At 68.4% G+C, this 16,823-nt stretch carries 13 protein-coding genes and 2 pseudogenes; 8 read left to right on the forward strand and 7 right to left on the reverse strand.

The features are described from left to right. The first annotated feature begins 53 nt into the window (after positions 1–53). Both ACWD4O_RS23100 and ACWD4O_RS23105 read left to right on the forward strand, forming a co-directional pair. Positions 54–1,013: a helix-turn-helix transcriptional regulator gene (locus ACWD4O_RS23100; protein WP_451282374.1), complete on the forward strand. Its 960-nt coding sequence runs from the start codon at positions 54–56 to the stop codon at positions 1,011–1,013. Between the two features lie 327 nt (positions 1,014–1,340). After that, positions 1,341–3,176 (forward strand): glycoside hydrolase family 15 protein, encoded by a 1,836-nt coding sequence (locus ACWD4O_RS23105; RefSeq protein WP_451282376.1) that lies wholly within the window; start codon positions 1,341–1,343, stop codon positions 3,174–3,176. Between the two features lie 136 nt (positions 3,177–3,312). Here the strand turns inward: ACWD4O_RS23105 and ACWD4O_RS23110 are convergent, their stop codons facing one another. Continuing rightward, a complete protein-coding gene (locus tag ACWD4O_RS23110; RefSeq protein WP_451282574.1) occupies positions 3,313–4,068 on the reverse strand; it encodes a hypothetical protein in 756 nt (251 codons plus the stop codon). Positions 4,069–4,151: 83 nt separating this feature from the next. Between ACWD4O_RS23110 and ACWD4O_RS23115 the strand changes: the two are divergent. Beyond that, positions 4,152–4,328: pseudogene (locus ACWD4O_RS23115) on the forward strand (IS5/IS1182 family transposase); the annotation flags it as partial. A gap of 241 nt (positions 4,329–4,569) precedes the next feature. On the opposite strand, the gene ACWD4O_RS23120 reads toward ACWD4O_RS23115, so the two are convergent. After that, the gene (locus ACWD4O_RS23120) at positions 4,570–5,517 is read right to left on the reverse strand and encodes an alpha/beta fold hydrolase (RefSeq protein ID WP_451282378.1); all 948 of its coding nucleotides are present in this window, start codon (positions 5,515–5,517) and stop codon (positions 4,570–4,572) included. A 753-nt stretch (positions 5,518–6,270) separates the two neighbouring features. Between ACWD4O_RS23120 and ACWD4O_RS23125 the strand changes: the two genes are divergently transcribed. Beyond that, complete coding sequence (locus tag ACWD4O_RS23125; protein ID WP_451282380.1) at positions 6,271–6,867, forward strand: TetR family transcriptional regulator; 597 nt, start codon at positions 6,271–6,273, stop codon at positions 6,865–6,867. A gap of 209 nt (positions 6,868–7,076) precedes the next feature. Here ACWD4O_RS23125 and ACWD4O_RS23130 read toward each other — a convergent pair whose 3' ends face one another. Further along, a complete protein-coding gene (locus ACWD4O_RS23130; protein WP_451282381.1) occupies positions 7,077–8,057 on the reverse strand; it encodes an AraC family transcriptional regulator in 981 nt (326 codons plus the stop codon). 83 nt (positions 8,058–8,140) lie between these two features. Between ACWD4O_RS23130 and ACWD4O_RS23135 the strand changes: the two genes are divergently transcribed. The 4 genes and pseudogenes from ACWD4O_RS23135 (at position 8,141) to ACWD4O_RS23150 (ending at position 10,508) form a co-directional block, all read left to right on the forward strand. Further along, the gene (locus ACWD4O_RS23135) at positions 8,141–8,971 is read left to right on the forward strand and encodes an NmrA family NAD(P)-binding protein (RefSeq protein ID WP_451282383.1); all 831 of its coding nucleotides are present in this window, start codon (positions 8,141–8,143) and stop codon (positions 8,969–8,971) included. Next, positions 8,959–9,141: pseudogene (locus ACWD4O_RS23140) on the forward strand (transposase); the annotation flags it as partial. The gene ACWD4O_RS23135 and the pseudogene ACWD4O_RS23140, both read left to right, overlap by 13 nt. Beyond that, complete coding sequence (locus ACWD4O_RS23145; protein ID WP_451282385.1) at positions 9,102–9,341, forward strand: transposase; 240 nt, start codon at positions 9,102–9,104, stop codon at positions 9,339–9,341. The pseudogene ACWD4O_RS23140 and the gene ACWD4O_RS23145, both read left to right, overlap by 40 nt. Positions 9,342–9,596: 255 nt before the next feature. Continuing rightward, the gene (locus ACWD4O_RS23150; protein WP_451282387.1) at positions 9,597–10,508 is read left to right on the forward strand and encodes a helix-turn-helix domain-containing protein; all 912 of its coding nucleotides are present in this window, start codon (positions 9,597–9,599) and stop codon (positions 10,506–10,508) included. A 259-nt stretch (positions 10,509–10,767) separates the two neighbouring features. Here ACWD4O_RS23150 and ACWD4O_RS23155 read toward each other — a convergent pair whose 3' ends face one another. The 4 genes from ACWD4O_RS23155 to ACWD4O_RS23170 all read right to left on the reverse strand — a co-directional run bounded on the left by ACWD4O_RS23155 (position 10,768) and on the right by ACWD4O_RS23170 (position 16,422). Beyond that, positions 10,768–11,787 (reverse strand): RNA polymerase sigma factor, encoded by a 1,020-nt coding sequence (locus ACWD4O_RS23155; protein ID WP_451282389.1) that lies wholly within the window; start codon positions 11,785–11,787, stop codon positions 10,768–10,770. Further along, positions 11,784–14,630, reverse strand: coding sequence for an excinuclease ABC subunit UvrA (gene uvrA, locus ACWD4O_RS23160; protein ID WP_451282391.1), 2,847 nt, complete (start codon positions 14,628–14,630; stop codon positions 11,784–11,786). Before uvrA ends, ACWD4O_RS23155 begins: the two co-directional genes overlap by 4 nt. Positions 14,631–15,508: 878 nt before the next feature. Further along, on the reverse strand, positions 15,509–16,003 hold the full coding sequence (locus ACWD4O_RS23165; protein WP_451282393.1) for a hypothetical protein: 495 nt from the start codon (positions 16,001–16,003) through the stop codon (positions 15,509–15,511). A 38-nt stretch (positions 16,004–16,041) separates the two neighbouring features. Continuing rightward, entirely contained in the window at positions 16,042–16,422 is a 381-nt protein-coding gene (locus tag ACWD4O_RS23170; RefSeq protein WP_451282395.1) for an amidohydrolase family protein, read from the reverse strand. Between the last annotated feature and the right edge of the window lie 401 nt (positions 16,423–16,823).

The raw sequence follows: 16,823 nt of genomic DNA on the forward strand, positions 1-16,823 counted from the left end.
GGGGTACTGACAGGGACCCCCGGCCATGCGGAATCGCTCGTAGAGTGAAAGACATGGCGGGCACAAACGACGCGCACGACTCACACCGCGATATCCGTAGCGATATCCGCTCGGAGATTCGGGAATTCCTGAGCACGCGACGCGCCAGGATCACTCCTGAGCAAGCCGGACTGCCTGTGTATGGAGGAGACCGTCGGCAGGTATCGGGCCTGCGCCGCGAGGAGGTCGCCCTCTTGGCGGGCATCTCGAGCGAGTACTACATCCGGCTGGAGCGTGGCAACGCCACCGGCGTCTCCGAGGGCGTCCTCGACGGCATCGTGCGAGCCCTGCAGCTCGATGAAGCCGAGCGAGCCCATCTGCTGGATCTCCTTCGCACCGCCGGCACGACCCGTCCGCCACGCCGTCGACCGGCCCAGCAGCGCGTACGGCCCGCGGTGCAGCGCGTCATCGACTCGATGAGCGGCACGCCCGCGTTCGTCCTGAACGGACGTCTGGACGTCCTCGCCGCCAACCACCTCGGGCGCGCCCTGTTCTCGCCGCTCTACGCCGACCCATCGAGGCCGCCCAGCAACGCCCGGTTCGTCTTCCTCGACCCCCACGCGACCGAGTTCTTCCGCGACTGGGACCAGGTCGCCAACGACACGGTCGCCATGCTGCGCGCCGAGGCCGGCCGCGATGTCCACGACCGGCGGCTGACAGACCTGATCGGGGAGCTGTCCACCCGCAGTGAGGACTTCCGCCGTCGCTGGGCCGCACACAACGTCCGGATCCACACCACGGGCCTGAAACGGCTCCACCACCCGGTCGTCGGGGATCTCGAGCTGCCCTTCGAAACCTTCCCGCTGGGCGCCGATCCCGGCCAGTTCCTCCTCGCCTACACCGCCGAGCCCGCAACGCACTCGCAGGACGCGCTGAACCTGCTGGCCAGCTGGGCGGCGACCACTGACTCAGCCGAGCAGCTCGCCGCGACCGGTGACTCAGGGCCGGCCGAGCCGGCCGAGACGCCCGACTGACCGGCGTCTGCGCCCTCAAGCGCGGGCGTGATGGTCAGGCCGGGGGACGCCGTCGCGAACATGACGCTGAGGCCCGCGAGACGGACGAGGTCCAGCACGAGCCAGACCGCGAGGCGAGCGTCGGCCGGCAGGACGGCAGACGCAGCCTCACCTGGACCGACGACCGTGATCTGCTGACCGCCGCAACCGCTTTGCCTCGCTGAAACCGGCCTCACCTTGACGACATCACCCCAGCAAGGTCAGTAGACCCACGCCTAGAGCAGCGGGTCTAGCATGAAATGCAAGGCTTCATCTCCAGGCCCGGGCCGCAGCGGCAGGGAGGCCGGTATGGCGTTCGACGCGACTGGTTTCGAGCAGGCGGACGGCTGCCGTTACATACCGATCTCCGAGCACGGCCTGATCGGCGATCTTCGTACGACGGCCCTGGTCGGCACGAACGGCACCATCGACTGGTACTGCTGCCCTCGCTTCGATGCGCCCAGCGTCTTCGGGTCCATCCTCGACGCCGACCGGGGCGGGTCGTTCGAGTTGGCCGCCGAGGTCCCGACCCGCACCAGGCAGTTCTACTTCCCCGACACGAACGTGCTGATCACGCGGTTCTTCGCCGCGGACGGGGTGGCGGAGATCCAGGACTTCATGCCCGTGGTCGACGAGTCGCGCGAGGCGGCCCGGCACCGGCTGATCCGGCGGGTGGTCTGCGTACGCGGAACCCTCCCGTTCAGGGTGCGGATAGCCCCTCGCTTCGGCTACGGCGCCGAAGCGCACACCACGCACCTCGAAGGCCGCACGGCAGTGTTCCGCTCCCCGTCACTGACGCTCGCGTTGACCGCCACCGCACCCCTGGAAAGCGACGGCCTGGACGTGTGGTCGCACTTCAAGCTCCGTGAGGGCGAGTCCAATGTGTTCGCCCTCGACCAGATCGGCGACGACGTCCCGCTCCGGTCGTGCCCGCGCGCCGAGGCGCAGGAGCAGGCCGAGGCGACCGTCCGGTTCTGGCGCCACTGGCTGGCCGGTTCGCGCTACCACGGGCGGTGGCGGGAGATGGTGAACCGCTCCGCGCTGGTGCTGAAGCTGCTCACCTACGCGCCGACCGGTGCGATCGTCGCCGCACCGACCACCAGCCTGCCCGAGCAGATCGGCGGCGGGCGCAACTGGGACTACCGCTATGTCTGGGTCCGCGACGCCGCCTTCTGCGTCTACGCGATGCTGCGCCTGGGGTTCACCTCGGAGGCCGAGGCGTTCATGGGGTTCATCTCCGACCGGGGCATCCTGCGGGGCACGGGGGAGAGCGGTCCGTTGCAGATCATGTACGGCATCGACGGGCGCACCGAGCTGCCCGAACACGAGCTTCCGCACCTGGAGGGATACCTCGGCTCCGCGCCGGTCCGGGTGGGCAACGCCGCCACCGGCCAGCTCCAGCTGGACATCTACGGTGCGCTGATCGACTCGATCTACCTCTACGACAAGTGGGGGCAGCCGATCAGCAGTGACCGCTGGGACGAGGTCGGCGCCGTGGTGGACTGGCTGTGCGAGCACTGGGACCAGCCCGACGAAGGGGTGTGGGAGACCAGGGCGGGCAGGCGGAACTTCGTGTACTCGCGGCTGATGTGCTGGGTGGCGCTGGAGCGCGCGATGCGCATGGCGAACCGCCGCGGTCTGCCGGCGGACCTGCCCCGCTGGCGGGAGTCCCGGGACGCGATCTACCGGCAGATCATGCGGCGCGGCTGGTCGGCCGAGCGAGGAGCATTCGTCCAGGCACTGGACGACCACATGCTGGACGCCTCGCTGCTGATGATGCCGATGGCCAAATTCGTCTCGCCCACCGACCCCAAGTGGCTCTCCACCCTGGACGCGCTCACCACGGACCTGGTCTCCGACTCGCTGGTGTACCGCTACGACTCGACCGCCAGCCCGGACGGCCTGCACGGCCCCGAGGGCACCTTCTCGATCTGCTCCTTCTGGTACGTGGAGGCGCTGGCCCGCGCAGGCCGGCTGGAGGAGGCTAGGCTCGCCTTCGAGAAGATGCTCACCTACGCCAACCACCTCGGTCTGTTCGCAGAGGAGATCGGCCCGACCGGAGAACAGCTGGGCAACTTCCCCCAGGCCTTCACCCACCTCTCGCTGATCAGCGCCGCCTTCAACCTCGACCGCGCGCTGGGCTGACACAGCATCACCGCCGGGCCGACGGTGATGCTGACGTGTGTCAGGCAGGAGGACGCGGGTTCGGCGGTGTCGTACGGGGCGGGGGTGACGTCGCAGGGGTGTCAGCGGTCACGCCAACTCCGCCTCTGCCTGCCGTTCACATGGACAGCGGGTCGACCGGCGGCCATGGGTAGCCCAGTTGCTCGGCATCATGCGAACCTCCCCAGACCTCGGCGGTGGCACGGGGATCGCCTGCGGTCAGCCGCGCTTCAAGGCGCTCGGCTTGGACCGATGGGGCGTCCGCGGAGATCGGGAAGGTCATCCCGAACTGGAGCCAGGGCAGATCTGCATCGGCCCGGTCACGGGGATGCCACAGGACGACGTGGATTCGATCGGGTTCCATGCGGAAGGCCCAGACGCCTTCCAACTCGCAGTCCCACCTGACGAGCCAGTCCCCGCGTCCCCTCAGCCCCGCCTCAAGCAGCCGCGCAACCGCTCCTGCCGGCCACTCCCAGCTGCGGTCCTCTCCGGCTCGCAGGACCTCGGCCTCGTACTGATCTGCGGTGAAACGAAGCTCCGGCGGGTGGAAGTCCTGATTGGCCGGGTCGCGCCAGCCCGCCCAGACAACATGATCCCCGTCACGCGTGACCGTCATGTACAGCGCGCCACAGCACTCCTCCACGCCGCACCCGGACGAAGCGAGACGAACCTCGTGGGGCGTCGCCGTGGCGTGCAACGGCCCGTCCTGGCCCAGCAGATGCCTGGGGCCCACTCCCAGATACCAGGAGCCTCCCAGGCCACCGGGGACCACCTCGGCCAGAAGATCCCGGCCATTGACGATCGGGCGGACCTGCACGCTGCCCTCGTCGGGTGGAGGGCACACGATGCTCAGACTGAGAAGGTCAGGTCTCATGGTCACCGGCCAATGATCGCGGAGCTGGCTCGCAACTGTCATGTGAATTCGCGTGGCCTCATGTGTCGGGCATGTCGTGCGCGCGCACCATCCGGCACACGATCCCGGAGAAGGCCGACGGCCGAGCCGTCCGCCTGCGTAGAGGATCAGGAGGCGGACGGCCGCCGGGCTTCGACGAGGAGCGGTACAGGAAGCGCGACACGATCGAGCGGGCCGTCAACAGACTGAAGAACTCCCTTGCCGTCGCGACCCGTTGTGACCTGACCTCGTGCAACGACCTCAGCTCACCGAGGCACCCGGTGCCAACTCCAGGCCCGCTGCCGCGAGGAAGTCCTCAAGGCTGATGACACCGCCGTCGTATCCATCCGACGATGGTCACGCAGCGGCTGATCTCCGGCAATCGACTTCAGACCGCCACCACAGTGCCTCAAGTAGCCCCGCACGGCGGGGCCTTGAGCACGTCGCTGATGGCGTGCTCGAGGCCCCGAGCGGAGGAGTCGTTCAGCGGGTGGGGTAGAAGGCGTTGATCTCGGCCAGGACGCGGTCGGGTGCTTCGTGGACGAGGAAGTGCCCGGCGCCGGGGACGTCGCCGGCGGTGGCGTCGGGGGCGCCGTCCTGCAGGGCCGGCAGCATGAACGGGGCGAAGCCGGCCTGGGTGAGCAGGCGGACCGGGATGGTCAGCGGGGTCTCCTGCAGGGCGGCGTTCTCGGTCTCGTCCCGGTCCCAGACCCGGTAGAGCTCGAAGCCGGCGTGCAGGACCTGGTCGCGGGAGTACACGCGGACGTACTCGGCGAACTCTGCGTCGGAGACGGGCTCGCCGGCGCCGGACTTCATCGACTGGAGGAAGCGGGAGAGGAAGGTCTCGACCCGGCCGGTGACCAGTTCCTCCGCGAGCGGATTCTGCTGGTTGAAGGAGAAGTGGAACGAGATGGGGAGAAGGTCGGCGCCCTTCGCGTTCTTGCCCGGCAGTATGTAGTCCATGAGGAACAGCCCCGCCACCTGTTCGCGGTGGTTGGCGGCCAGCGGGTAGGCAACGCCGACGCCGAAGTCGTGGGCGACGACCTGCACGTTCTCTCGGTGTCCGAGGTGGTCCAGCAGCCGGTGGACGTAGTCGGCCAGGACCGTCCGGGCCATGGAGGGCGGGTTTCCGGTCGAGTCGCCCATGCCCGGCAGGTCGATGGCGATGACGGTGCGGCCGGGCAGCAGCGAGTGCATGATCTCGCGGTACACGTACCAGCTGTGCGGCCAGCCGTGCAGCAGCACCATGACCTGCGGTCCGTCGCCGCCGATGACGTAGTGCATCTGCACGTCGTCGATGGTGGTGAAGCAGTGGCGGAAGTCCTTGTTGAACTCGGCGTCGTCCTTGGTCGCCGTGTCGTAGCCGGGGCTGAGCGGCTCCTCCGACTCGACGGCTGCGGTGGTCGTGGGAGCTCCGGTGGAGGCATTCATGGTCGTAGAACGTCCTTCGTAGAGGGTGTGGATCGGGTGATGTGGTGCGACAGGACCGACGGCGCGTGCGCCATGGCGAGTCCTGGGACATGGGGCCCCGATGTCGGGGGCGGAAGCCGCCGCTTCTCGCGGCGAGGAAGCCCTTTGGGGCCGGTGGTGCCGGACAGGGCGACGTGGTGGACCTCGCCCTGCGGGCGGGCGGTTCGCCGTCCCCGGTCAGCGGGGGCGTCGATGAGCCGATCCCACGGAGGTCAGGGCCGTTGCAGGCCTGGTGGGGCGCGGGTGACGGCGTGGAATCGCGGGGCAGGAACGCCGGCGGCGATGTTGATGGAAAGGCTTGCATCCGCGCTGGTCGCGGCGAGGGTCAGACGGTGGGAGGGACGACGGGCGACGAGGTCATCGTGGCCAGGGGTGCGCGCTGCGCGGATCTGTTCTGGCGCGCCGACTGCTCAGTGGCCCAGGGCCCGGTTGACCTCGGCCATGTCGAAGTAGTCACGCCGGCCGGGGTCGGGGTCGGGGACGTTCCAGCACGCGACCATCGCACGGACGACGTCGTCAGGACTGGGCATGTGTTCGGCTCACTTTCCTGGTGCCGCTCAACGGACTCGACAGGGTGTGCGGAAGGCAGGGACGGCCTTGGTCATCCCCGGGGGGGAGACCGCATCCGTTCTGGGCTCAACCATACAGAATTTTGGACTGCGTGCAAATCTGCACGGCGTTTACTTCTGTATGCTCCTCCTGGGAGGATGAGTCATGAGTCTGCGTGAACGTAAGAAGGTGGCAGCCTGGCGCGCCATCCGGACCGCTGCGCTTCAGCTCTTCGAGGAGCGCGGGTTCGAGGCCGTCAGCGTCGAGGAGATCGCGGCCGCCGCGAACGTCTCCCGCAGCACCTTCTTCAACTATTTCGCCAGCAAGGAAGCCGTCGTCTTCGACCAGGACCCCGAACAACGGGACCACTGGCGAGCGATCATGGCGGACCGCCCCGCCGACGAGCCGCTGTGGGACTCATTGACGGCCATCCTGGTCGGCTTCAACGAGCTCCTCGGTGACCGCATCCCCCTGCAACGACGACTCACGGACCGCTCCCCTGCCCTCGCCCAGTCGAGCTGGGACGTCGTCGGCGAACAGTTCCTCACCGACGTGCGCGAGTGGACGGCGTCACACGCCCCCGAAGGCGACCCCATGACCGCGGCCCTGCAGCTCAACCTGGCCTTCGCGGCGCAGACCACCGCCTACCAGACCTGGGGCGCGGACGAGTCCTTCGACGACTACCTGCGACGGTTGAAGTACTGCCTGCACCAGGCAGGAACCGGCGCAACGAGCCCCCCGGCCTTTACTCTCCCTTCCTGACAAGGCAAGGCAAAACAGCACCGGTTGAGCTCTCGCTGATCACAGGAGCCCGGATAGCGTCACATTGGTGACTCCAGCGCCGTGTTCCGCCTGGGCATCCTCGGGGCAATGGCGAACGATTTCTTCGCGGCTCGCGCCGAGGGCCAGAGCGGGGCGACCGTGATCCTGCCGTCCTTGCCGCAGCCCGCGCGACCTCGGCAGCGGCCGGGTCACGCCTTCGCTGCGGTGTCCCTCGTCGGAGCTGTTCCTGCCCGGTACTCGCTCGGGCTGATCCCGCGAGCCTGTTTGAACGCGGTGCTCAGCGCGAAGGCACTGGAAAAGCCGACCCTGGCTGCCACGGCGCCGATCGTGGCATCCGGTTCGTGCAGCATGGCAGAGGCCAGGGTGATGCGCTTCTCGCGCAGGTAGGTCATCGGGGGCTGCCCGACCAGGGCGGTGAAGCGCCTGGCCAGCGCCGCGCGGGACACACCGGCCTTGGCCGCCAGGACGTCGACGGTCCACTGGCGGGCCATGTCGGCGTCCAGCATCCGAAGAGCGCGTCCGACCACCGGGTCGCTGAGTGCGCGGTACCAGCCGGGCACGTCAGCACCGGGGCGGGTGAACCAGGAACGCAACGCGGCGATGAGCATCAGGTCCAGCAGACGGTCGAGCAGGACCTGCCGGCCTGGGGCCGGGCGGGCGATGTCCTCGAACGCCGCTGGGTTGATGGGGCAGGTTCCCTGCTCCGCCGGAATGAAAGCGAGCGGCGGCAGGGCCGCGAGCAGTCGTCCGGGGGCACCGGCCCCCACGGTGTACAGGCCGTTCAGCACCACTGTGTCGTCCGGCGCGGATGCGTCCCAGGTGCCCGGATCCCGTGCGCTGCCCTGCTCTCGTCCGTCCAGGGGGGTACAGCGTCCATCAGAGCGGATGATCGCCTCCGGTTCGGCGGCCAGGTGGCTTGCGATCACGTACGGGGTGGCACCGCTGAACACGGCCACATCCTCTGGACCGAGCCGCACCGGCCGGCCGCCATCAGGAATCACCCAAGCAGGACCGTGCAAGGGGACCGCGAGCGCGAGTGGAGCCGCCTCCTCGAAGCGCACCGCCCAACTGCCGGACAGCGGGGACCAGTTGAAGACCGCCCCTGTGGTACGCACCCCGTTGAGCAGTTCGGTCAGCGGATCCGTGTCGGCCTGTGTCAGGGCGTCCATGACGGCCAGCGTAGACGAACGCGTATGGAGGTGAGCCTGCTCGCCATGGTCGCGGACGTGCACCGGCTGGTTCGCTGGAAGCCATGAACAACGAGACGATTCTGGTGACAGGCGCCACCGGCAAGACCGGTCGCCGTGTGGTGCGGCGGCTTCGGGACAAAGCGGTGACGGTAAGGGCGGCGGCCCGCTCCGGCGAGGTCCGCTTCGACTGGAACGACCGCAGCACCTGGCTGCCTGCCGTCAAAGGCGCGACCGCTGTGTACGTGGTCGCGCCTCATCTCGGAGACCCGCAGGCCGCCGAGGACGTCGCTGCTCTCGCCCATGAGGCTGCGGCGGCCGGAGTACGTCGTGCGGTGCTTGCTTCCTTCCCCGACACCGGAAGTCTCGAGAGTGCACGGGCGGCGGAACGGGCGCTGGGCGAGGCCGGTCTGGACGCGACGGTGCTCCAGCTGCGCTGGTTCTTCCAGAATTTCAGCGAGGACTTCCTGCGCGCCCCGATCCTGTCCGGCGACGTACGGCTGCCCGCCGGCGACGGCAAGGAGGCGTTCGTCGACGCCGATGACATCGCCGCCGTCGCCGTCGCCGCGCTGACCGAAGGCGGGCACGTCGGCCGGACGTACGAGCTGAGCGGCCCGAGGCTGATGTCGTTCGCCGACGCCGTCACGGCCATCGCGCACGCCACCGGCCGCGACATCCGCTACACCGCGCTGGCCGCCGAGGAGTACGCCACCGAGCAGCGTGCCCACGGCGTGCCCGAGGAATGGATACGGCTGACCATCGACCTCTATGCCGATGTTCGGTCCGGCGTCCTGAACTCGGTGACCGACGACGTGGAGCAAGTACTGGGCCGCCCGCCCCGGGACTTCACCGACTACGCCCGCACCGCCGCTGCAGAGGGCGCGTGGAACACCTGACCGGCTCCTGCCCCGAGTGCTGTCTGCGGGGCCTGATACTCGACGGGCTGTGCAAGTCGATCCAGCCGATGGCCGAGCGGCTGCCGGACGGCAACATGCAGGCCCCGCAGCAGTTCGTGAACCAGTCACCGTGGGATCCGCTGCCGGTCCGGCAGCGGATCCGGAAACGGGCGAACGCCCGTTCGCGGTCGGCGTCCATGCCGCCGGCGACGCCGCTTCCTGCCCACTTGCGTGGCAGTTGTATCTGCCTGCGGAATGGACGGACGAGCGGGACCCCTGCCGCCGGGTGGGAGCGGCGGACGGCATCGGCCACCGGGAGAGACGGCGGCTTGCGCTCGGCCTGCCCGACACGCTCACCGCTGGCGGCTGAACGCGCCGGTCATGGTCGCCGACGCCGGTCACGGCGCCAGCACCGCCTTCCGCCTCGCCCTGGAGGAACGGGGGCTGTCCTACGTCCTGGCACTGACCGGTAGCGAAGTCGCCCACGCCCTGGCAGCCGAACCGCGAACAGCAGGAGTGGGTACGCCGCCTCGTAGGCGACCTGCTGTCCGGCATCGCCGAGCGGCGGCCTCCCGGCGCCGGGCAGGTGGCCGCGGTAAGGGAACACAGCGCGGCACAAGCGCGGGTGGGCACGCCGCTGCCGCTGTTGTTCGACATCTGTGCCATCGCGCACCAGGAGACCTGGGAGTCCCTGCTGCGCGAGGTGGCGGCGCACGACCCGGAAATGGCCGGACCGCTCGCCCACGAGGCGGGGCTGCTGTGGGTGTGGCTGCGGATCATCGGCGGTGCGATCGCCGACGCGCACGGCGAGGAGAACAGCCGGGAGCGGGCGGCACGGATCGCCCTGCGCCACCGTTTCCTGGACGCACTCGCCTCGCAGGAGCCCGACACCGAAGCCACGGCGGCCCTCGGCTTCCGGCCCGACGGAGACTTCCAGGTCCACTGCATGTCCGCCGATCACTGGCCCGACGAACTGGTCGAGAGCCTTCAGCGCAGACTCACCACGGCCATGGGGGTGGGCCACTGTGTCACCCGGGGTGCATCGGTCCTCGTCCTCACACAGCGCTCAGCCGCCGAGCCGGTGTTGGAGATCATCCGGGCCGTGGAGAAGCACACGCGGGGCCCGGTGGGAGTCGGGCTCGTCCGCCAGGGCCTGGCCGGGGCGAGCGACAGCATCCGCGACGCGGCGGCGGCGGCGCTGAGTGCGGCAGGAGCCCGGGGAGGCACCGTTCGGTTCGCCGAGGACTGGCTCACCATCGCCCTGGCTCCCCAGGCCGAGCGGCTCGCGCCGCTGTTTGCGCGCGCCGTCGAGGCAGCCCGCAGGACGCCACATCTTGCCGATGCCGTACGCGCCTACGCCGACCACGGCCTCCCGATCGCCGCCGCCGGCCGCGCCCTGGGCCTCCATCCCAACTCGGTCGCGTACCGCCTCGATCGTTGGCACGACGCTTCGGGGTGGAACCCGCGCGAGGGGGACGGGCTGGTCTCCACTCTGGTAGCCCTGCGACTGCTCGACGCCTCTGCCATGGCGGGCTGAGCAGTTGCGGAGCGATATGAAACGCCCCGAGCTCTTGGCCATCCAGCATGCGAGAGTGGACCTCACTCGGACTGGCCGGTACGGGCTCGCTCAACTTGTGGATGGCTCAGTCCTGTTCCGGCTCCACGCAGAGCCGCCATACCCGTGTCTCTTGGTTCCGGTCGGTCCACAGGCCGCGACCTGCCGCGCCTGCCTGACCCACACCCTCCTCGGCCTCGGCGCCGGCTCACTCGATGTGCCTTGGTCGCCGACTCTTCCGTCACTCGTCATCGAGGTAGTCCCGCAGCACCTGCGAGCGCGAGGGGTGGCGCAGCTTGCTCATCGTCTTGCCCTCGATCTGGCGTATGCGTTCGCGGGTCACGCCGTAGATCTGACCGATCTCCTCCAAAGTGCGGGGGCGGCCGCCGAGGAGGCCGTAGCGCAGGGAGATGACGCCGGCCTCACGTGGGGTCATCTCCGCCAGGATGGTCTGGATGGTTCGCTGGAGGAGGCCGAAGGTGACCACGTCCCAGGGGGTGGGGGAATCGCTGTCCATGATGAGATCGCCGAACTCGGTTTCACCGGCGTCGGAAAGGGGGGTGTCGAGTGAGACGGGTTCCTTGGTGTAGGTGTTGAGTTCGGCCAGGCGTTCCACGGTGATCTCCGCCTTCTCCGCCAGGGCCTCCGGGGTGGGCTCGGCGCCGGTCTCCTGGAGCAGCTCGCGGCGGAACCGTGCCACGCGGTTGATGATCTCCACGGTGTGGACGGGGATGCGGATGGTGCGGCTCTGGTCGGCCAAGGCCCGGGTGATCCCCTGTTTGATCCACCAGGTCGCGTACGTGGAGAACTTGAAGCCCTTGGTGTAGTCGAACTTCTCCACTGCCCTCATCAGCCCGGTGTTCCCTTCCTGGATGAGGTCCAGGAACAGCAGTCCGCGGCCGGTGAAACGCTTGGCGACGGAGACCACCAGGCGGAGGTTGGCCTCGGTGAGGTGGTTCTTCGCGTGGTGTCCGTCTTCGGCGAGCAGGGTCAGTTCCCGGCGGAGGCACGGATCCGGCACGGATCCTTCGGCGAGGAGGTGCTCGGCGTACAGGCCGGCTTCGATGCGCTTGCCCAGTTCCACCTCCTGTTCGGCGGTCAGCAGCCGGACCCTGGAGATGAGCCGCAGGTAGTCCTTCACCTGATCGACCGTGCCTCCTCCGGAGGAGAGCCGGGGGGCAGGCGCATCGGTCTCGTCGGCCTCCGTGAGAAGGAATTCCGCCGGGTCCTCGACCCGGGCTTCTGTCTCCGTGATGCTCACGTCGTCTCCAGCAGAGAACTCAGGAATCTTCCGGTGTGCGACCGGGAGTCGGCCGCGACCTGTTCCGGGGTGCCTTCGGCTACCACCTCACCGCCCCGGTGACCGCCCTCCGGGCCCATGTCGATCAGCCAGTCGGCCGCCTTGATCACGTCGAGGTTGTGCTCGATGACGACGACCGTGTTGCCGCCGTCGACCAGCCGTTGCAGCGCCGTGAGCAGCCTGTCGACGTCGGCGATGTGGAGGCCGGTGGTGGGTTCGTCCAGCACGTAGAGGGTGCGACCGCGAGTACGCCGCTGGAGTTCGGTGGCGAGTTTGACGCGTTGCGCCTCTCCGCCGGACAGGGTGGTGGCCGCCTGGCCGAGTTTCACATAGCCGAGCCCGACCTCGTCCAGGGTCCGCAGGTGTCGGGAGATGATCTGATGACCGTCGAAAAAGTCCAGGCTCTCCGCCACGGTCATGGCGAGGACGTCCGCGATGGACCTGCCCTTGTAGTGCACGTCGAGGGTCTCGCGGTTGTACTGGGCGCCCTTGCACACCTCGCACGGGACATACACGTCCGGCAGAAAGTTCATCTCGACCTTGATGGTGCCGTCGCCGAAGCAGGGCTCGCAGCGGCCACCCTTGACGTTGAACGAGAACCGGCCGGGCTGGTAGCCGCGCACCTTCGCCTCCGGAGTCTGCGCGAACAACTTGCGCAAGTGGTCGAAGACGCCCGTGTACGTCGCCGGGTTGGAGCGGGGGCTGCGACCGATCGGCGACTGGTCGACCTGGACGACCTTGTCGACATGTTCGACGCCGGCAATGGTGCGGTGCCGGCCCGGCACATTGTGCGCGCGGTGGATCCGCTGGGCCAGAGCGGTGTGCAGGATGTCGTTGACCAGCGTCGACTTGCCGGAGCCGGAAACACCGGTGACCGCGGTGAACACCCCGAGCGGGAACGACACCGTCACGTCCCGCAGGTTGTGCTCGGACGCCTCGTGCACCGTGAGCGCACGGCCGTCCGTCGGCTTTCTTCGCCGTGCGGGCAGCGGGATCGTACGGCGGCCGGACAGGTACGCGCCGGTGACGGACTCGGGATGCTCCACCAGTTCCTGCACGGTGCCCGAGCACACGATCCGGCCGCCGTGAGTACCGGCGCCGGGGCCGATGTCCACCACCCAGTCGGCGACCCTCAGCATCTCCTCGTCGTGCTCCACGACGATCACCGTGTTACCGCGGTCACGTAGTCGCTTCAGCGTCTCGATGAGTCGCTGGTTGTCACGCTGGTGCAGTCCGACGGACGGCTCGTCCAGGACGTAGAGCACGCCGGTCAGCCCGGTTCCGATCTGGGTCGCCAGCCGGATCCGCTGCGCCTCGCCACCGGAGAGGGAGGCGGCGGGCCGGTCGAGCGAGAGGTAGTCCAGGCCGACGTCGAGCAGGAACCGCAGCCGCTCACCGATCTCCGACAGCACGGCTTCGGCGATCCGCCGCTCGCTGTCCGTCAGCTCCAACGCCTGTACGAACGTGGCGAGTTCGCCGAGCGGCAGCGCGGCCGCCTGCGCGATGCTGCGCTCGCCGACCGTGATCGCCAGGACGGCCGGGGCGAGCCGGGCCCCTTCGCAGGCCGCGCACGGCACCTCGCGCATGTACCCCGCGAACCGGTTGGCGGTTCCGGACTCGATGCCCTCGGCGTAGCGGCGCCTGATGTGCGGGACCACGCCCTCATAGCGTGCCAGGTGCGAGCGCTCTCGGCCGAACCGGTTCTGGTACGCGAGGTGCAGCCGCCGCTCCGCCCCGTGCAGCACCATCTCCCTTATGTCGAAGGGAAGTTGCCCCCAGGGTGTGGCGGTGCTGAAGCCGGCGTCGGCGGCCAGGGCTTCGAGCAGGCGGGTGAAGTAGTCGGCGCCGCTGGTGTTGGTCCACGGCGCGATGGCGCCTTCCGCCAGCGACTTGGTGTCATCCGGCACGATGAGAGCGGGGTCGACCTCCATGCGCGAGCCGAGGCCGGTACAGGCGGGACAGGCGCCCCAGGGGGCGTTGAAGGAAAACAGCCTCGGCTCCAGCGACTCCAGGCCGATGTCGTGGGCGCGGGGGCAGGCCATCGCCTCGGAGAACACCAGCTCGCGTCCGTCCGAGCCGGGTTCCTGATCCACGAACTCGACCCGGAGCACACCGCCTGCGAGTCCCAGCGCGGTCTCCACGGATTCCGTCAGCCGCTGCCGGACACCCGGCTTGACGGCCAGCCGGTCCACGACGACGTCGATGAAGTGCTTCTTGCGCTTGTCCAGTGCGGGCGGCGTGGCCGGCGAAAGGACCGTCCCGTCCACCCGGACCCGGCTGAACCCGTCGGCGTTCAACTGCTGGAAGATCTCGGTGTGTTCGCCCTTACGGTCACGGACGACCGGGGCCAGCACCTGGAAGCGGGTTCCCTCCTCCTCGGCCAGCAGCAGGTCGACGATGCGCTGCGGGGTCTGCCGGCTGACCGGCTCCCCGCACTCGGGGCAGTGGGGGCGCCCGATCCGGGCGTACAGCAGGCGCAGGTGGTCGTAGACCTCGGTGATGGTGCCGACCGTGGAGCGCGGGTTGCGGCTCGTTGTCTTCTGGTCGATGGCGATCGCCGGGGACAGCCCCTCGACGGCATCGACATCGGGCTTGTCCAACTGCCCGAGAAACTGCCGCGCATATACCGAAAGGGATTCGACGTAACGCCGCTGCCCCTCGGCGAATATGGTGTCGAATGCCAGACTTGACTTTCCGGATCCGGATACACCCGTGAATACGATCAACGCATCCCGGGGCAAGTCAACGGACACGTCACGGAGATTGTGCTGACGGGCGCCCTTGACGACGAGCCGATTTCTCACTTTACGAACCTCACGGCTTGAGAGCTGGCCGAGACCAACCGTAACACCGCAACAGCGCCGGAAAAGTCCGCTGTTCACTACCTTCCCCGTGTGGGGAATATCGCCCTTGACACGAAAGTCGGCCCTGTGAGCACAAGGAAGGTCAGCCCATCAAAAAAAGGAGCGAGAAAAACGCAGGAGCTTCACTTGACTTCTCGTCGGGCGTATGAGCAATTGCCCCTTCGGGAGGATTCGGTCCCTTTGACCAGCCGGTTCCTGCTCCCTACATACGCCGCGATATCCGGTGACGCGGCACGCGTCACCGACCCGTTCGACTGCACCCGGACACCCTTCGGCTGCTCCGAGGGCGACGAGGGCGACGCAGACCGTCCTCGACGTCGCGTTCACGGGTGGTGCCGGGCCTCGCCTGCACATCGTGCGTACCCCCGGTGGGCACGGCGTCTCCAACGCCTTCTACCCCTACCTGCGTCGCGACGGTCCCGCTTCCGGCCGGGCTCCCGGACGACCAGCTCCTCGCCGGAGAGGTCGGCGCCGGGCAGCTCCAGACGTCGGTTGTCATGCGACTTTCCTTGCCTGAGCGCTTATGCGTGTTGCTGGTTCATGCGGCGCTCAGCGTCATGCGCATGCGGAAACACCCAGGGGCTGACAGAACAGGGCTCTGACCAGCCTGTTCTCAGAAGTCCTTCCGCCTGACAGAAGCCACCTTGCCGAGCCACCGCAACCCTCACGACCCTGATTCCAACCACGGCACGCGCGGCCACGAAGCCCCGCCGACAGGGACGGGAACCGCCATGCCGCACATGACCACTTTCGGCAGGAACCCGTGGTTTTGGCGGGCCTGGGTGGCGTCCACGTCTGTGCGAGACGACCCCACCGTGTCATTCACCACCCACCAGCCACTCCCCCAACAACAACTCACCCACTTCCACGGCCCTTTGGGCCTCTCCCACTTGCCCTCGGCTGCGGCCGATCTGGTCCTGCTTGGCGACCTCACCGGCCGCTATGCCACCGGCAGCCACAGCCGACTCGCCTCCAACGGGCGGGCCGTGATCCTTCGCGCGGACCGCCAGGGAGCGGCCGAGCACGGTCACCGGATCACCGCGGCTATCGCCTGCCACGTCGCCCGCGCCGGCGGCAACGTCGATCAGCTGACCCAGCTCCTGCTGCACCCGGAGCACGACGTACACGTTGTGCCGCAGGTAGTACGAGGGCAGGTGACGGGTCCTGTGCTCGGCGAGCACCTGCTCGGAGCGGCTGTCGAGCCGGGCCGTCTGGAACGGCAGCAGCTCTCCCATGTGCCCCAACATCAGTGACGCACCGGGGAAATCGTCGAACAGACCGCTGTAGATCAGCCGGAGCGCATGTGCGCCCACCGATGCAGTCCACCCCCAGGTGGGCCGACCAGCACGGGCTACCCCTCGAAGACACGCCAGTTGTCCGCCGGAACCGCCGGCGGATGCAGATACAGCGTCACCCCGAGGCGTTCCAACTCGACCCACACCGGCCAGAACTGGGGCTCGTCCAGGTAGTGACCGAGCACATGGTCGTTGTGCAGCACACCCTTGAATCCGAGCTCCTCGACCATCCGACGCAGCTCCACTACGGCGGCCTTCGGATCCTGCAGGGGAAGGGTCGCGAAGCCAGCGAACCGGGTGGGACGTTCGGCGATCGCCTTGGCCAGATGGTCGTTGACCCGCCGTGCGGCGGTCACGGCCTCCGCCGGATCCTCGATCACCTCCACGCCGGGCTTGGACAGCGAGAGGATCTGGACGTCAACGCCGCTCGCGGCCATGTCCGCCAGCCGCAGCTCGGTCAGATGTCCCTCGCTACTACTGCCTCACTCATGTCTGCACCACCAGTTCGTTCATGTCAAAGGGCAACCGAGTGCCGCAAGGACTCATTCCTGTACGCGCGAGATGATTTCCATCGGCGTGGCGCCGTACGAGGCCGACTCCGCGTCAACGGTGCTTGCCGCCCTCCGGCACGGGTCGTCGGGACCTGTACGTGCAGTGCGAACCCTCTGGGTCGTCGCCGGAGGAATGAGGCCCTGAAGGAACCCTCGAAGTGGAACACCGGAAAGACGCCCCATGGGAGGGGAAGACTTCGTACCCCCGCTACGCACATCCCGGTCAAAAACCTTCCCCTTTTCCCGGCGTGCGCGAGGCGAGAGCGTCGGATGCCTCAACAGCTGCA

This window comes from Streptomyces sp. NPDC002623 (genome assembly GCF_053592635.1).